Origin of the sequence: Clostridium sp. 1001275B_160808_H3 (assembly GCF_015550425.1) — a bacterium.
GTDB lineage: Bacteria > Bacillota > Clostridia > Clostridiales > Clostridiaceae > Clostridium.
Map to the genome: position 1 here is coordinate 146,861 of NZ_JADNAT010000003.1, position 16,480 is coordinate 163,340.

The following is a 16,480-nucleotide window of genomic DNA, read 5'->3' on the forward strand; positions in this document are numbered from 1 at the left end:
TTTAGAATTGAATTCTGTTGAAAATTTAAATTCAAATATAAATCCAATCAGAAATAAATATGGTATTGAACAAGTTCAAATTAAAAATTTGCCAGAATCGGTTACTGATTTTTTAAATTACTTAGAAACAATTAAGGGGAAATCTCCGAATACTATTAAAGGTTATGAATTAGATTTAACTTTATTCTTTAAATTTTTAAAAGTATACAAAGGACTTGTTACTGATGATTCATTGGAGTTTTCTGAAATAGATATTAGAGATATAGATAATTCATTTGTTAGAAAAATTAAATTAACAGATTTGTATGCTTTCCTATCATTTGCAGAAAAACAAAGAGATAATGGAAATTATGCAAGAGCAAGAAAAGTTGCTTCACTTAAATCTTATTTTAAGTTTCTTAATGGAAAAGCAAAAATTATTGATGATAATCCTACTCTTGAATTAGAATCACCAAAGATAAATAAAAGGCATCCAGTTTATTTAACTTTAGATGAAAGTGTTAATTTATTAAGCTCTTTAGATAAAGATAATAAGAATTATTATAGAGATTATTGTATTTTAACTTTGTTTTTAAATTGTGGAATGCGTTTATCAGAACTTTGCAGTATTAAATTAGATAAAATTAAAGGTGATACTTTAACTATAATCGGTAAGGGAGATAAAGAAAGAACGGTTTATTTAAATGAAGCTTGCTTAAAAGCTATTGATAATTATCTATCTGTTAGAGATACTTCAAAATGTACACTTGAGGATAAAGAATATTTACTACTCTCCTCCCGTTTTAAACCTATTAATAAAAGAACGGTTGAATTGTTAGTAAAGAAGCATATATTTAATTCAGGATTAAGTAATGCAAAATATACGCCACATAAATTGAGGCATACTGCTGCTACTTTGATGTACAAGCATGGTAATGTTGATATAAGAAGTTTGCAAAGTATATTAGGTCATGAAAATATATCTACTACACAAATATACACTCACGTTGATGAAGAGATTTTAAGAGATGCTGTAAATTCAAATCCATTATCAAAATTGTAAAATGTTTAAAAAATAATATATATAAATAAAAAAGGTTAAGAGAAAAAACATCTTAACCTTTTTTATTTAATTAGTACTTCCCTTTTAACTTTCTAACTCCAGGGAAGATTTCTTCTGTAGCTTCTTCTAGTGAATCATCACCTAATATATCTAAATCATCTATGTATTCAATATGATCAAAAGCATCAACATAATCACTTGATTCATTTTCTAAAGTATACTCTCCTACTTCATCAAATTCTTCAGTTGATAGCTTTTCTTCTTTTAAAGCTTCTAACATCTTTTTATATTCATTTTCTAAAAATTCATTTTCTTCAACTGTTTTAGCTATATCTTCAATTTTTATAGCTCTTACATCTATACCTTCTTCTTCTAAACAGTCTCCACAGTTATCACAAATCCTATTAGGATATATGTCACAATAATCGTCTTCTGTGAATTTCTTGAAATCCATAAATACACCACCTTTGTTTAAAGTTAAACTAAACTTAATTATACCAAATAAATATTAAATAATCAAATTATATAAAAAAAAATACTTTATGCTTTAATTTCTACTATTTATTTAATTGGAATAGATAAAATTATCCTACTAAATTTCATTAGTGATTTTATAAATTGCTATAAGAACATAAGTTTTAAGAACGTTCGTTTTGAGAACATAAGTTTGATATTATCATACTTTTATGCTATAATAATAGAAATAAAGAGAGGTGTTATAATGAACGAAGTAAAAGATAAACAATTAGAAATTTATGAGTTCTTAAAGATATATACAGAAAACAAAGGTTATCCGCCTTCAGTAAGAGAAATCTGTGATGCTGTTAATTTAAGATCTACATCGACTGTTCATGGTCATTTAAAAAGATTAGAGAAAAAAGGATTAATAAGAAGAGATCCAACTAAACCTAGAGCGTTAGAAATCATGGAAACATCAAATTCAAAGAAGGAAATGTTGAATATACCTTTAGTTGGAAGAGTTACAGCAGGAACACCTATTTTAGCAACGGAAAATATAGAAGACACATTCCCTATTCCTATGGATTACATAAAACATAATGAGGAATTATTTATGTTAAAAGTAACAGGTAATAGTATGATTAATGCAGGAATACATGATGGAGATTATGCCATTATAGAAAAAGCTCCAACAGCTAAAAATGGAGATATAGTTGTAGCACTAATTGAAAATGATGCCACTATAAAAAGATTTTTTAAAGAAAAAGATCATATAAGACTTCAACCAGAAAATGATGCACTATCTCCTATTATTGTTGAAGACTGCATTATTTTAGGTAAATTAGTTGGTTTGTTTAGAGCATATTAGAAAATAAGATTCATACAATATTGTATGAATCTTATTTTTTACTACAAATCAAGGAGGTGCAGACTTTGAAAATTTCTATTTTAAAAAGTGGTAATAATAAAAATAATGACTCCATAGATGAACATAATAAAGGTCATATTATAAAAAAGGACTTTTCTACCCTAATATTACTTATTGAAGTCATTGTAGCATCTGTTTATGCCTTTGGGCTTGGATATAGCTTATTTTTTAGTGGTGATGATTTTATTAAAGTAGGAATCAAATTTTTACTTATACTCATTGTTTTATATTTCTTAATGGAATTTCCTTATGCACTTATAAAGGCATCCTTATTACCCAATGCTTTTAAAAAAGATATAATCAATTTAAATTTAAATCCGTATAATATGAGTATATCAATATCTTCTAAGAAGGCTATATCTAAAGATAGAGTGTTGATAGCATCAATAGTTCCTTTTATAATATTAGCTTTAGCACCAACTATAATTAGTTATATATTAGAATTTAATATGTATTTGTATGCTATTGCTTCAGCTTCAGCAATAATTTCTATGCCAGACTTAGTATTTTTAATAGTTTTAATTAGAGATGAATCTGTTGGAGAAAGTTTAATAATTACTCCTTACGAATATATTAATTCAAATATAGGACTAAACGAAACTTCAATTGATTTAGAGAAAGATGATGCTGTAGAATGCAAAGATGAATTTTGTTGTCAGTTATTAGAAAATATAGATAAAAACAAGATTGAAGATGAGTTGATTGAAAAAAATGAAAATCCTGATTATATTAAAGAAATGATTCTTAACGTTGATAATGCTGATGAATAACAAAAACACTAGCTAATTGCATAGCTAGTGTTTTTGTTAAATATAAAGCAATTTTAGATTATTCAATTATATTATTTAATGAAATTAATATACCTATCTTAGCATGATCAAAAGTAAGACCACCTTGTAAATAAGCTATGTAAGGCTCTCTAATTGGTGCATCAGCTGATAATTCAATTGAAGATCCTTGAATAAATGCTCCAGCAGCCATTATAACTTCATCATTATATCCAGGCATAGCCCAAGGTTCACATTCAACAAATGAGTCTATTGGAGAACCTTTTTGTATCCCCTTACAGAATTGTATAAGCTTTTCTTTATCACCAAACTTAATAGCTTGAATAATATCACTTCTTTTTTCATTATATTTAGGAAGAACATCAAAGCCTGCAAGTTCCATTATTCTTGAACAAAATACAGCACCCTTTACAGCTTCCATAGCTATATGTGGAGCTAAAAATAATCCTTGATATAATTGTCTCATAACTCCAAATGTTGAGCCACACTCTCCTCCGATTCCAGGAGTTGTTAATCTAAAGCTTGCTTGCTCTACACATTCCTTTTTACCAGCTATGTATCCACCAGTTGGTGCAATCCCACCACCTATATTCTTTATAAGAGAACCTGCAATCAAATCAGCTCCAACGTCTGTAGGCTCTATAACATCAATAAATTCGCCATAGCAGTTATCAACAAAAACAACTACATCTTCTCTTATGCTTTTTACAAACTTTATTACTTCACCAAGCTCTTTAACTAAGAATGAATTTCTCCATCCGTAACCTGTACTTCTTTGAATATGTACAAGCTTTATAGTTTTATCTGATTCTAAAGTTTCTTTTATTTTATCTAAATCAAATTTACCATCTTTTAGGTCAACTTGCTTGTAATTAACTCCATATTCCCTTAGTGAACCTATATTTTCTTTTCCACTTATTCCTATTATGTTATGTAATGTATCATAAGGTGCTCCTGAAATACATACCATTGTATCTCCTGTTCTTAAATTACCCATTAAAGCACAACCTATTGCATGTGTACCATTAACAAAATGAGGTCTAACTAAAGCACTTTCAGTATTAAATATTCTAGCATAAACTTTATCTAATGAATCTCTACCTATATCATCATATCCATAACCAGATGAATTAGTAAAATGAGATTCACTTATCCTCTCATCTTGGAAAGCCTTTAATACTTTCAGTTGATTATATTCTCTTATTTCATCATAAGATTCAAAAACCTCTTCTACATCTTTTAAAGCTTTCTTATATAGCTCAAATGTTTGAGGCTTAAAATTGAAGTTTTTCATCATTAATTCTTCTGTTTCTCTTAGCATAACCTTATTATTACATATCATTTAATAATATGTAATTTCTCCCTTCTAAGTAATTAAATAAGCTATTATATAACATAAATAAAATATTATCATATTTTAGCATAATTTCATAGTATATATGTTGCAATAAAGACAAAGGTTTAAGATTAACTAAAAGTAAATTATAAGGTTAAATATAAGTAAATAAAGTTTTCTTAATTCAAGATAAAAATAAAATATAATTTAAGTACAGTCATTATATAAATAAAAAGTAGGCTAATTAAGCCTACTCTTCATCATTATTAAATAAAATTGGTTTTGCTGGTGTTATAGTTGTTATTGCGTGTTTATAAACTAACATTTGCTTACCATCGCTATCAAGAACTACTGTAAAACTGTCAAATCCTTTTACATAACCTTTTAGTTGAAATCCATTAGTTAAGTATACAATAACGGAAATTTTATTTTTTCTTGCTCCATTTAAAAATATATCTTGTAAGTTGTTTGGTTGTTTATTCACCGTATTCACCTCCGCATAATTCTTACAATTCTATTATACAATTTATGGTAGTAATTCACCAACTATTCTTTTAAATATCTCTTCTTCACTAAATAAATCTTTATCCAAAAAAATAGCTCTTGGGTCTCTTCTAAACCAAGTTAATTGTCTTTTAGCATAATTTCTTGAACCCTGTTTAATCATTTCTACAGCTTCATCTAGGGATATTTTACCTTCTAAATAATAAAAGATCTCTTTATATCCTATCCCCTGCATTGACTGTACAGATGAATTATACCCCATTTCTCTTAATTTTATACATTCATCAAGTAACCCTCTATCCATCATGATATCTACTCTTAAGTTTATCCTATCATATAGCTTTTCTCTATTCATGTTAAGTACATAGTAACTAACATCATATGGTCCATTATAAAACTCGTCTCCTGCATTAAATGAGCTAAAAGGCTTTTTAGTTAACTTATACACTTCTAAAGCTCTAATTACTCTTTTTCTATTATTATAATGAATTTCCTTATAACTTATAGGATCAATTTCTTTAAGCATATTATGGATATATTCATTACCATGTTTTTCTGCAAGCTCTTCTAATTCATTTCTATAATCTAAATCATTTTCTGCTTCTGTAAAGTTCATATTGCAGGTTAATGCATTTATATATAACCCTGTACCACCAGTTAATATTGGAAGCTTCCCTCTAGATATAATATCTTCTATACATTTTTGTGCCATTTCCTTATAGTCAGCTACAGAAAATGGAATACTAGGATCTATTACATCTATCATATGATGTGTAACGCCACGCATTTCTTCTTTAGTAATTTTAGCAGATCCTATATCCATGTATTTGTATATTTGCATTGAATCTGTAGAAACTATTTCTCCATTTAATTCTTTTGCTAATTTTATAGATAAATCTGTTTTACCAACTGCTGTTGGACCTGCTATAACTAAAACTTTTTCTTTCATTATTTCTCCCTTTATACAATTCTCCTAAATTTTTTATCTAACTCATAGTTTGTAAATTTAATAATTATAGGTCTACCATGAGGACAATGGAATGGATCATCTATATATCTTAAATCATTTATTAGTTTTTCCATTTCCATTTGATTTAAATAATCATTAGCCTTAACAGCAGCTTTACATGCAAGTGTTGCAATTCTATTGTACTTTACTTCTGTTGTCTTTCCGCTACCTAATGATTTTATGTTATCTAATATATTAATAAATAAATTTCTTGGATCTAGCTTACCTAAGAAATAAGGTACTTCTTTTATTGCTATAGTATTTCCACCAAAATTTTCAATAGTGAATCCTGCAATAGTAAACACTTGTGAATTTTCTTCATAATAACAAAAATCATCTGTAGTTAAATCTATTAAAGTAGGTACTAGTAGTTGCTGTACTACTATATCCCCCTCTTCTATACTCTTTAAGTACTTTTCAAAAAGAATCTTTTCATGAGCCGCATGCTGATCTATCATATATAAGACTTCATCATACTCAGCTAGTATATAAGTTTTATTAAACTGTCCTATTATTCTTAAATTAGGAAACTTTGCACTTCTATTTTCTATATTATTTAAGTTTTCTTTGCTACTTATTACATCTCTATTATTTACTGTATCATAGTTAGTTGTTATATCCTTATTTATTGTATTGTTATAAGTTTCTTTCTTATCTTCACATGCTATAGCATTTGAATCATAATTTATAGGCGTATATTCAGAGACATTACTATAATCTGTACTGTCATTATTACGTGATTTAATATCTAATTTACCAAGTTCTTTTAAGTTTTTAAGGTTATTATAAAGTTCCTCTTCTCTTCTTAAATCTTCATAAGAAACTCCTGGCATATTATTTATTTCTTTTTCATTGTTTTTATTATTACTATCATCATATTGAGATAAAGGCAAGTTATTTGAATAAGTATCATTAACATTTATATTAAAAGATATTTCCTCAACTACTTCTGCTGGCACTTCATCTTTTTGTTCTTGTTCTTCTTCAGGAATATAGAAGTCATTAAAAACTTCATTTTTAAATGCCTTATGAACTGCATCAAATACCTTTTTAAATATCCCTCTATCTTCCTTAAACTTAATTTCAGCCTTTGTTGGATGTATATTAACATCTACAAACTCTGGATACACTTCAAGGAATAAAACAAAGAAAGGAAATTTATTTACTGTAGCAAAGGACTTAAAAGCATTTTCTATAGCTGCTACTATAGTTTTATTCTTTATATATCTACCATTAACAAAAATACTTTGATTATTTCTAGATCCTCTAGCTATTTCTTCTTTACCTATATATCCATATAAATGAATTGCATCTTCTGCACTTTCAAAGTATATTAAGTTTTCACTTATAGATTTTCCATATACAGTTCTAATAACATCTTTAAGATTGCCAGTACCATAAGTATGTAATACCTTCTTACCGTTATTATAGAACTTTATAGATACATCTGGATTAGATAAGGCTATCCTTGAAACTATATCACTTATTAATGCACCTTCTCTTGAAGTAGATTTTAAAAACTTTCTTCTAGCAGGGACATTGTAAAATAAATCTCTAACTTCTATTATTGTTCCTTTATTAGTTCCTGTTTCAGATTTTGAAAGTATTTCTCCACCTTCTATTGAAATTTCAGAACCAAAGTCTTCTCCATCTATTTTACTTCTTAATAATACCTTTGCTATAGATGCTATAGATGCCAATGCTTCCCCTCTAAAGCCTAATGTCATAATAGAATATATATCCTCTACATTTTGGATCTTAGATGTTGCATGAGGCATAAAAGCCTTTTTAATATCATCTTTGTGTATTCCATTACCATCATCTATAATTCTTATTAAAGAAATACCACCTTCTTCTATTTCGATGGTGATATTTTTTGCTTCTGCATCTATTGAATTTTCTACTAATTCTTTCACAACTGAAGAAGGTCGTTCAACCACTTCTCCAGCTGCTATTTTATTAGAGGTATGTTCATCTAATAGATTTATTCTTTTCATATAATCACCTCAATTACGTACCCTATTAATTACCTTATCAAATTAATTACTTAACCCTCTTAGCTTCAAGTATTAACTTGTATAATGTATTCATTGCATCCATAGGAGTTAATGCCATAACATCTATATCAGCAAGTGAATTAATTAAATTTTCTTTTTCTATCATTGTAAAATCTATTTGATAATCGTTAATTTCATCTTTAGAATTCTTTTTCTTTTTAGAGTCTTTCTTTATATTAGTATCTTCTAATAATGTATTATTTATAGGTTCACTTTCTATTTCTATATAACTTTCATTAGATTCTTCTTTAGCACTATCTAATGAGTTATTGTCTAAATCTAAATCTGAATCTGTAACTGAAACTTCTACAACTTCTTTAATGTTAGTAGCTTTATTTACTTCATTTTTCTCAAACTTATCAGTTGCAACTTCTTTAATTGAAGTAACATCTAATGAATTACTTCCTGAAGCATTCTCTAATGAAGATAATATTTCCTTAGCTCTATCAATAACTTGAGTTGGTAATCCAGCAAGCTTTGCAACTTCTATACCATAAGATTGATCTGCTCCACCTTCTACTATCTTTCTTAAGAAGATTATATTATCATCTATTTCACTTACAGCAACAGAATAGTTCTTAACACCTTCTATTACACCTTCTAGTTTAGTTAATTCATGATAATGGGTAGCAAAAAGTGTTTTACACTTAAGGTTATTATTTTTTGATATATATTCTATTACAGACCAAGCTATACTAAGTCCATCATATGTTGATGTTCCTCTTCCAACTTCATCTAATAAAACTAAGCTTTTAGATGTAGCATTCTTTAAGATGTTAGATACTTCCCACATCTCAACCATAAAGGTAGATTTTCCCCCTGCTAAATCATCAGAAGCACCTATTCTTGTAAATATCTTATCACATATAGAAATATTAGCAGATTTAGCTGGAACAAAGGATCCTATTTGAGCCATAAGAGTTATAAGTGCCACTTGTCTCATATATGTAGATTTACCTGCCATATTAGGACCAGTGATAAGTAAAAGTCTATTATCATTTGAATTTAATGTAGTATCATTAGAAACAAATTCACCTTTCCCAATAACTTTTTCTACAACTGGATGTCTTCCTTCATTTATTTCTATGACTCCATCTTCATTTATGCTAGGTTTAACATAATCATTTTCTACAGCTATTAAAGATAATGTTGATAAAGCATCTAAGTTACCAATAATTCTAGCACTTTGTTTAAGTCTTGCAATTTCCTTTTCTATTGCTTCTCTTACTTCTATAAATAAGTCATATTCTAAAGCTACTAACTTTTCTTCTGCACCTAAGATTTTATCTTCCATTTCTTTTAATTCTTGAGTTATAAACCTTTCAGCATTTGCTAGTGTTTGCTTTCTTATATATCTACCTTCAGGAATTGAGCTATAATTAGCCTTTGATATTTCTATATAGTAGCCAAATACCTTGTTGTATCCAACCTTTAATGATCTAATTCCTGTAAAATCTCTTTCTCTATTTTCTAAAGCTGCAATCCATTCCTTACCATGAAGTTTAGCTGTTCTTAAACTATCTACCTCTTCATTGTAGCCGTCCTTAATTATGTTACCTTCCTTTAAAGCAATAGATGGATCATCTAAAATTGCATTAGATAAAAGTTCTTTAATATCAGTAAGTTCATCTAAGTCTTTATACCATTCTTTTAATAAGTTAGAAGTTGCTTCTGATAAATGACTCTTTATACCTGGTAGCTTTTCTAATGAGCACTTAAGTGATATTAAATCCTTCGCATTAGCATTTTTATTAGAAATTTTACCTACAATTCTTTCTATATCATAAATTTCCTTAAGTAAACTTCTTAAATCTTCATTGAAGTAAGCATTATTATATAGTTCTTCTACACCTTCTAATCTTTTTTGAATTTCAGATTTTATTATAAGAGGCTCTTCAATCCATTTTCTAATTGCTCTTCCTCCCATAGAAGTAGCAGTCTTATCTAAAACCCAAATTAAGCTACCTTTTTTAGATTTTTCTTTTAGGTTTTCAGTAAGCTCTAAATTTCTTCTTGAGTTACCATCTATAGTCATATAATTAATTATGTCATAATACTCTAAAAGATTTATATTAGTTAAAGTCATCTTTTGAGTATCATATATATATTTTAGTAAGGCTTTAGATACAGTCTTAGATAAATCATTTAAGTTAGCTGTACATACTTCAGAAAATTGTTCTAGAAGCTCTTCTTCAGTGCAAATACTATTACTTAAATCTCTCTTAGTAATTAATGCTGAAGAAATAGAAGTAATTTCTGATAATAATTCATCACTTATATTAATATCTACAATTATTTCTTTTGGAGATATCTTAGTTATCTCGTCTAATAAACTTGCCTTTATTGCTGTAAAACTAGTTACTTTAAATTCTCCAGTAGATATATCAGAAGAGGCTAACCCGTAATAGCCATTATCTTCAACTATACACATTAAATATGTATTTTTATATTCACTATCTTCAGTGTTTTCTATATATGTACCAGGAGTTATAACCTTAATAACATCTCTTTTAACAATACCTTTAGAAGCTGAAACATCTTCAACTTGTTCTCCAATTGCTACTTTATATCCTTTATTAACAAGTCTTGCTATGTAAGATGAAGCTGCATGAAATGGAATCCCACACATTGGAGCTCTTTCCTCAAGACCACAATCTCTTCCTGTTAAAACAAGTTCTAATTCTCTAGAAGCTATTTTAGCATCGTCAAAGAACATTTCATAAAAGTCACCTAATCTAAAAAACAAAATACAATCTTTATAATTTTCTTTTATTTCAAAATACTGTCTCATCATTGGAGTTAGCATATTCTTATTACCTCACATCCCTAAATTTAAGTACAAACCTTGTAAACATAAGGTTTTATGACTATTATACTATAAAGTTGCTACAATAAAAAGTAATAACTTAAAAAGGAAAATGACCCTATCAAATTTTAAATTGATAAGGTCATTTTATATATAATGATCTAAAGAGCTTATTATAATTTAATTTCTAGTTTTCAGTTTCAATATTGGTTGGATCAAATGTAGTTGGATCTATATTCATGATTAATTTAGTAACTTCATTTTCGTTAGTAACTTTCCAACCATTTTCTGATTTTTCTAAAGTTATATCTCCAGTTCTATCTGTAAATGTAACTTCATCTAAAGCTTTTATAAGAATATCATCATATAATTTATTTTGTTCTTCTTCAGTCATTTCTGTACCAGAGAAAGCTTGTGATAAAGCACTTGTAAACACCTCTTGGATTCCTTTTGCAATTACGGCAGCAATATCTGGTCCATTAACTGTAACATTAACTGTTGCATTATCTTCACCTTCAATAGCTTCTGAATTTATAGTATAAGTAAGTTTTTGTATTTCAGTAACCATCTTTTTAGAAGAATTAGTATTATTTTCTTTAACAGTACTTAATAATGTAGAAATCATTGCTTCATCAGCACCCTTAATTTCATCAAAATAAGTTTTTACTGTATCTGATGGAGATGGTTCTTTGCTTTTACAACCATAAATAGCAGTAACTGATAGTACTAAGATCATTATTATTGATATTTTTTTTAATAGTTTCATATATTTACCCCCTATTTAACTCATCTATATTTTACTATATTTCCAAGATAAAGCAATTAAATTAATTAATATATTATCTGTAAAATTATAATAAATTTAATATCAGTATAATTCTTTATATAAGAGATAAAAATAAAAAGAAAAATAATATTATAAATTAAAAACAGATAGAATTATTATTCTTTTTAATAATATAGAATATTTTCATATATTTTTCTTAGTTTAATAGAATAACTAATAATTCTTCAATGCTAAATACATCATTAGTTTCAAATAATTCTTCTAAGGTTTCAATATTTTCTTCTAAGTGTTCTACATCTTTAGAATATGTATGAGCTATGTCTACCATATCTGCATTTGTAAATTCTTTATTTTCTAAATATCTAACTACACATAGTTCTTTTATCATTATATAGCTTATTAATGCTATTTTTACCTTAGCTAAAGCATCATAGTCAAAAACAGCCTTCATAAAGTATCTAAATATAAAGTAAACTAAAATTTGTTCAAATTCATAGTTTTTTTCTTTGTAGTATTCATTAAACTTTTCGTTGATATCTAGATAAATATCTTTATCTTCTTTACTTTGCCAAAAATATCTTAAAGCATCTTCTAAACCTAAAATATCATTAGGCTTAATATGTTTTAAATCTCTAAATACTTTTATAACTTCTTTTATATTAAGATATTTTTCAGTTGTTTTTCCATTATATTCTTTAATATCATTAATAGTTGATTCAATAAAACTCTTATCTAAATACTTGTCTTTAACTGACTTAATTGATTGAATATCATTAGAATCTATTTTTTCTTGTACTTCATTAATAAAAATAAGAACTAAAGCACATCTTATTTTTAAATCTATTTCTCTATTTTGCATGATATCAAAAACTATTTTTCTACATTGCATAAGATTAATATATAGCATTGGATTAATATCATTGTAGCTAGTGATTTCTTCATCAATTTCACTTAATTCAAATTCTACCTTATTAGATTTTCTTAGTATTATTCTTGCAGCTTCAGGACATGATAAGGATATACCAATTTCACGAGTATTTCCAAACTCCTCTAAGTAACGAGGATATTGCTTACATGTATAACAAAGACTTTCTGCTCCTAAATTATTATATATATCACATAAATTATTTTCGTTTAAAAAAGAACATCTATCTCCATTTAAGACAAAAACATTTTCTTCATCTTCATTAATTATCTTGCTTCTTAATTCATCTCCAAATGTACCATCTACAGACAAATACTTTTTATGACTTTCTTCATCTATAACTATTCCCCATCCAGCACAACAAGTATCTTCACATTCAGAAGCTATACATTCAAATTCATCAAAGTAATCTGGCTTTCGTATTTTCATTTTTAACCTCACATCATATGTATTTATATTTCTATAACAAACTAATTTTAATACTCATTAATAATGACTTCAAGCTTTAATATTTTATGAATAGAATTTATCTTTAATAAGTTTGTAAATTCTTTAAGGATATATCAATGGATTTAAAATTATTTGTTAATGTATATAAAAAAAAGTCTTTAAATTACTTAAATAAGCAATTTAAAGACTTTTATCATTTTAATTAAAACTAGTTAATATAATCTTATTCCTTAATATGTTCTTGATTTAACTTTAAAGAATATATAGTTTGTTAATTATACTACAATCATGTGCGGAAAATACCATCAACTGTTATATTTTGTCCAGTTAAATAATTTGCTTTTTCTGATGCTAAAAATACAGCTGTTGCACCAATTTCTTCTGGCTTTCCAAGTCTTGCTGCATATACACTACCCTTTATCCAATTCTTTAATTCTTCTGGAAGAACTGATACCATATCTGTTTCTATAGCTCCAGGAGAAATAGCATTTACATTAATACCTATAGGAGCTAGATCTCTTGCAAGAGTCTTTGTTAATCCAAGAAGAGCTGATTTTGAAGAAGCATATGCTGAACTTCCCATTGCACCGATTGAAGCACTTGTAGAGGATATAAAAATAAGACTACCTGATTTTTCTTCTATCATATATGGAACTACTAATTTTGACATATAAAAAGGTCCATACGCATTAGTTTTCATAACTTGGTCAAATTTTTCTATTGAAGTATCCATAATTGAACCATTAAATTCAATTCCTGCATTGTTAACAAGCACATCAATAAATCCAAATTTACTTATTGACTCTTGAACCATTCTTTCACATTCATCATATTTAGATACATCTGCTTGACATATTAAAACTTCAGATCCCAATGCTATGCAAGCATCAGCAACCTCTTTAGCACGTTCTACATTGCTATTACAGTGAATAATAACATTATATCCTGCTGCTGCAAATTCCTTAGCACATGCTGCACCTATTCCCCTTGATGAGCCTGTTATAAGAGCAACTTTTTTCCCCATAAATTAATCATTCCTTTCATTTGATGATACTTTAATATTAAATACTTTTATAAATTTATTATTGTATTATTATTGGAATTTTGTATCAGTTTTACATAATATATCAAAATTATTTTACTTTGTGAATATTATGTATGATATAATATTTACGTTATTAAATCTTGATTATTCTTCTTTTAGGAGTGGTGTAAGTGTTTTCTAATAAAAGTAGTTTTTTGTCTTTAGATGATATTAAATATGTCTGTAAAAAAACTTTTGGAATGTTAAAAATACCAATATTCTTTTTTAATTCAAATGATGCAATTCTATTTAAATATTCTTATAAATATAGCACTAACCCTTTATATAACAATAATAAGCAATTCTTAAGTGATTTTTTAACTATTAACGATGAAAATACTCCTATAAACATTAAATCAACAATGTATTATGAAAATTATTTTATTATTAAAGTAAATACTAGTGATAATATTAGTGGAACTCTTTTAATGGGACCAACTATTCCTTCTGAAATTGATAAAAAATCCATTAATTCTATTATGAAAAAGTTTGATATCTTAATGAAATACAGAGAAAGCTTAATTAATTACTATAATAATATTGTTATAATGGATTTTAATAGCTTTATAGATGCAGGATTACTTCTTTATCATTCTATTTATCATGATAAATTAAATTTGACTAATGTAGTAAATGTAGATGAAATGCTTATTGATATTAGCTTAAAGGATAGCAAAGCTTTTTACATTTCTAGCTCAAAGAAAAGAAGAAATAGTAGATTGCACCATTCTAAAGAATTTGAAAAAGAATTATTAAAATATATAACCGAAGGAAAATTAGAAGAAGTAATAAAGTTTTTTAGAGACAATACATTTGACGGTGATATGGGAATAAACTCTAAAAACCCTTTAAGAAATCTAAAGAATATTTTTATTAGTTATACATCAATAGTATCTCGTGCAGCTATAGAAAGTGGACTTGTTTGGGAAGTATCATTAACCCTCGCAGATTTTTATTTTGAAGCTGTGGAAGATACTAATACTATAAAAGATATAAATGATTTATTTTTAAAAATGATTTTAGATTATACAGAGCATTTAAACAAAGTTAAAATGTATAACTACTCTTCTGCTATACTTAAATGTCAGAAGTATATTTTTGAACATTTATATGAGAAAATATCACTTACTCAATTAGCAGACTATACATCTATGAATCCATGTTATCTCTCACATTTATTTAAAAAAGAAGTTGGAGTATCTATTAGTGATTACATGCAAAAAGAAAGAATTGAAGAATCTAAAAAGTTAATTATATCTGGTAAAAAATCTCTCGTAGATATTTATTCACCTTTAGGCTTTATTGACCAAAGTCATTTTTCAAAGACATTTAAAAAATTTGTTGGAATAACACCTAAGGAATATAAAACGTTATATTATTCAGATTAAAGAGACAAATAAGACTATAAATATTAAAAATATGATTACTGGGAATCAAGAAAATATAAGATTTGAGGACATTATTTAAAGTAACTGCAGAAAATTGTTTTTTTTTACCAAGATTAATTGCAATAGAAGCTATTAAAGATGTGATAATTGCAGCTAATTAATAGTTCTATTTGTTATATTAATAAAGGGTTGTAGATTGTTAATTAGAGCACTTTATTAATATTTAATTTCTAATGTTTTGTATTATAAGTAATTATAAGACTTCATTGCAATATAAGAATGAGATCCTAGTTAACTCTAGGACCTCATAACTTTAATAAAATTTACTATACTATAAAGAAACTAATAATTTTAATTTCTTTATTGCTCTATTCTTTTTTGAAGTTAATGCTTTATATGATTTTTTATACTCATTACATAAAACATCATATCCATAATTCTCAAAATATATTTTATATAATAAATCAAATTCACTATCATCCAACTTTTTTAATCCATTCATTAGCTCTTCTTTGTCTTCTTTATTTATTATATTATCATCAATATTTTGAGTATCATTAATATTTATTTTTTCTATATCTATACAGTTAAATTCTTTTTTACTTTTCCTTAAATCACAAAATATATTATTTTGCATAGTTTTAATTGCATACCAAAAGAATGTATTTTTTCCGTGATACTTATCTATTGCAATAAGTAAATATAACTCTAAACTTTGCTCAATATCATTTTTATCCATATTTTTTATGAATATTTTATTTGAGTTACCTTTTATAAAGGGCTCAAAAAAATCAATTATATATTTTTTTGCATCCATATCCCCATTTTTTGCTCTAATTACATTTCCTTCTAATTCAAGCATGTTTTTTTTATAGTTACTCAAAGCAATCGCCTCCCAATATATAGATTTTTTATTT

The 16,480-nt window shown here is 26.6% G+C and carries 14 protein-coding genes; 4 read left to right on the top strand and 10 right to left on the bottom strand.

The genetic code is table 11. The features are described 5' to 3' along the window. Positions 1 to 46 precede the first annotated feature (46 nt). On the top strand, positions 47 to 1,042 hold the full coding sequence (locus I2A75_RS03735; protein WP_195263200.1) for a tyrosine recombinase XerC: 996 nt from the start codon (positions 47 to 49) through the stop codon (positions 1,040 to 1,042). Positions 1,043 to 1,112: 70 nt separating this feature from the next. Here the strand turns inward: I2A75_RS03735 and I2A75_RS03740 are convergent, their stop codons facing one another. Then, positions 1,113 to 1,496, bottom strand: a complete 384-nt coding sequence (locus I2A75_RS03740; protein WP_195263134.1) for a hypothetical protein — start codon at positions 1,494 to 1,496, stop codon at positions 1,113 to 1,115. A 267-nt stretch (positions 1,497 to 1,763) separates the two neighbouring features. On the opposite strand from I2A75_RS03740, the gene lexA reads away from it, so the two are divergent. Continuing rightward, a complete protein-coding gene (gene lexA, locus I2A75_RS03745) occupies positions 1,764 to 2,369 on the top strand; it encodes a transcriptional repressor LexA (RefSeq protein ID WP_195263135.1) in 606 nt (201 codons plus the stop codon). Positions 2,370 to 2,425: 56 nt separating this feature from the next. Then, positions 2,426 to 3,199 (top strand): metalloprotease family protein, encoded by a 774-nt coding sequence (locus tag I2A75_RS03750; RefSeq protein ID WP_347707748.1) that lies wholly within the window; start codon positions 2,426 to 2,428, stop codon positions 3,197 to 3,199. 58 nt (positions 3,200 to 3,257) lie between these two features. On the opposite strand, the gene I2A75_RS03755 is transcribed toward I2A75_RS03750, so the two are convergent. The 8 genes from I2A75_RS03755 to I2A75_RS03790 all read right to left on the bottom strand — a co-directional run bounded on the left by I2A75_RS03755 (position 3,258) and on the right by I2A75_RS03790 (position 14,115). After that, a complete protein-coding gene (locus I2A75_RS03755; protein ID WP_195263201.1) occupies positions 3,258 to 4,538 on the bottom strand; it encodes a methionine gamma-lyase family protein in 1,281 nt (426 codons plus the stop codon). A 265-nt stretch (positions 4,539 to 4,803) separates the two neighbouring features. Further along, complete coding sequence (gene hfq, locus I2A75_RS03760; RefSeq protein ID WP_195263137.1) at positions 4,804 to 5,037, bottom strand: RNA chaperone Hfq; 234 nt, start codon at positions 5,035 to 5,037, stop codon at positions 4,804 to 4,806. Positions 5,038 to 5,079: 42 nt separating this feature from the next. After that, positions 5,080 to 6,006 (bottom strand): tRNA (adenosine(37)-N6)-dimethylallyltransferase MiaA, encoded by a 927-nt coding sequence (miaA, locus tag I2A75_RS03765; RefSeq protein ID WP_195263138.1) that lies wholly within the window; start codon positions 6,004 to 6,006, stop codon positions 5,080 to 5,082. Positions 6,007 to 6,017: 11 nt separating this feature from the next. Beyond that, entirely contained in the window at positions 6,018 to 8,063 is a 2,046-nt protein-coding gene (gene mutL, locus I2A75_RS03770) for a DNA mismatch repair endonuclease MutL (RefSeq protein WP_195263139.1), read from the bottom strand. Between the two features lie 46 nt (positions 8,064 to 8,109). Beyond that, a complete protein-coding gene (gene mutS / locus I2A75_RS03775) occupies positions 8,110 to 10,929 on the bottom strand; it encodes a DNA mismatch repair protein MutS (RefSeq protein ID WP_195263140.1) in 2,820 nt (939 codons plus the stop codon). A 187-nt stretch (positions 10,930 to 11,116) separates the two neighbouring features. Beyond that, positions 11,117 to 11,695, bottom strand: a complete 579-nt coding sequence (locus I2A75_RS03780) for a hypothetical protein (RefSeq protein ID WP_195263141.1) — start codon at positions 11,693 to 11,695, stop codon at positions 11,117 to 11,119. Between the two features lie 217 nt (positions 11,696 to 11,912). After that, positions 11,913 to 13,070, bottom strand: coding sequence for a flagellin lysine-N-methylase (fliB, locus tag I2A75_RS03785; protein WP_195263142.1), 1,158 nt, complete (start codon positions 13,068 to 13,070; stop codon positions 11,913 to 11,915). 307 nt (positions 13,071 to 13,377) lie between these two features. Beyond that, positions 13,378 to 14,115 carry an SDR family oxidoreductase gene (locus I2A75_RS03790; RefSeq protein ID WP_195263143.1) on the bottom strand — a complete coding sequence of 246 codons (738 nt, stop codon included), beginning with the start codon at positions 14,113 to 14,115 and terminating at the stop codon, positions 13,378 to 13,380. 191 nt (positions 14,116 to 14,306) lie between these two features. Here I2A75_RS03790 and I2A75_RS03795 point away from each other — a divergent pair, with 191 nt between their 5' ends. After that, positions 14,307 to 15,563, top strand: a complete 1,257-nt coding sequence (locus I2A75_RS03795) for a helix-turn-helix domain-containing protein (protein ID WP_195263144.1) — start codon at positions 14,307 to 14,309, stop codon at positions 15,561 to 15,563. 331 nt (positions 15,564 to 15,894) lie between these two features. On the opposite strand, the gene I2A75_RS03800 is transcribed toward I2A75_RS03795, so the two are convergent. Further along, entirely contained in the window at positions 15,895 to 16,446 is a 552-nt protein-coding gene (locus I2A75_RS03800) for a sigma-70 family RNA polymerase sigma factor (protein ID WP_195263145.1), read from the bottom strand. Positions 16,447 to 16,480 lie beyond the last annotated feature (34 nt).

Excerpts from the sequence above, each read along its gene's own strand:
- lexA (WP_195263135.1), top strand. The coding sequence starts at position 1,764 with ATGAACGAAGTAAAAGATAAACAATTAGAAATTTATGAGTTCTTAAAG.
- I2A75_RS03790 (WP_195263143.1), bottom strand. The coding sequence starts at position 14,115 with ATGGGGAAAAAAGTTGCTCTTATAACAGGCTCATCAAGGGGAATAGGT.
- I2A75_RS03740 (WP_195263134.1), bottom strand. The coding sequence starts at position 1,496 with ATGGATTTCAAGAAATTCACAGAAGACGATTATTGTGACATATATCCT.
- I2A75_RS03780 (WP_195263141.1), bottom strand. The coding sequence starts at position 11,695 with ATGAAACTATTAAAAAAAATATCAATAATAATGATCTTAGTACTATCA.
- I2A75_RS03755 (WP_195263201.1), bottom strand. The coding sequence starts at position 4,538 with ATGCTAAGAGAAACAGAAGAATTAATGATGAAAAACTTCAATTTTAAG.
- mutS (WP_195263140.1), bottom strand. The coding sequence starts at position 10,929 with ATGCTAACTCCAATGATGAGACAGTATTTTGAAATAAAAGAAAATTAT.
- fliB (WP_195263142.1), bottom strand. The coding sequence starts at position 13,070 with ATGAAAATACGAAAGCCAGATTACTTTGATGAATTTGAATGTATAGCT.
- mutL (WP_195263139.1), bottom strand. The coding sequence starts at position 8,063 with ATGAAAAGAATAAATCTATTAGATGAACATACCTCTAATAAAATAGCA.
- miaA (WP_195263138.1), bottom strand. The coding sequence starts at position 6,006 with ATGAAAGAAAAAGTTTTAGTTATAGCAGGTCCAACAGCAGTTGGTAAA.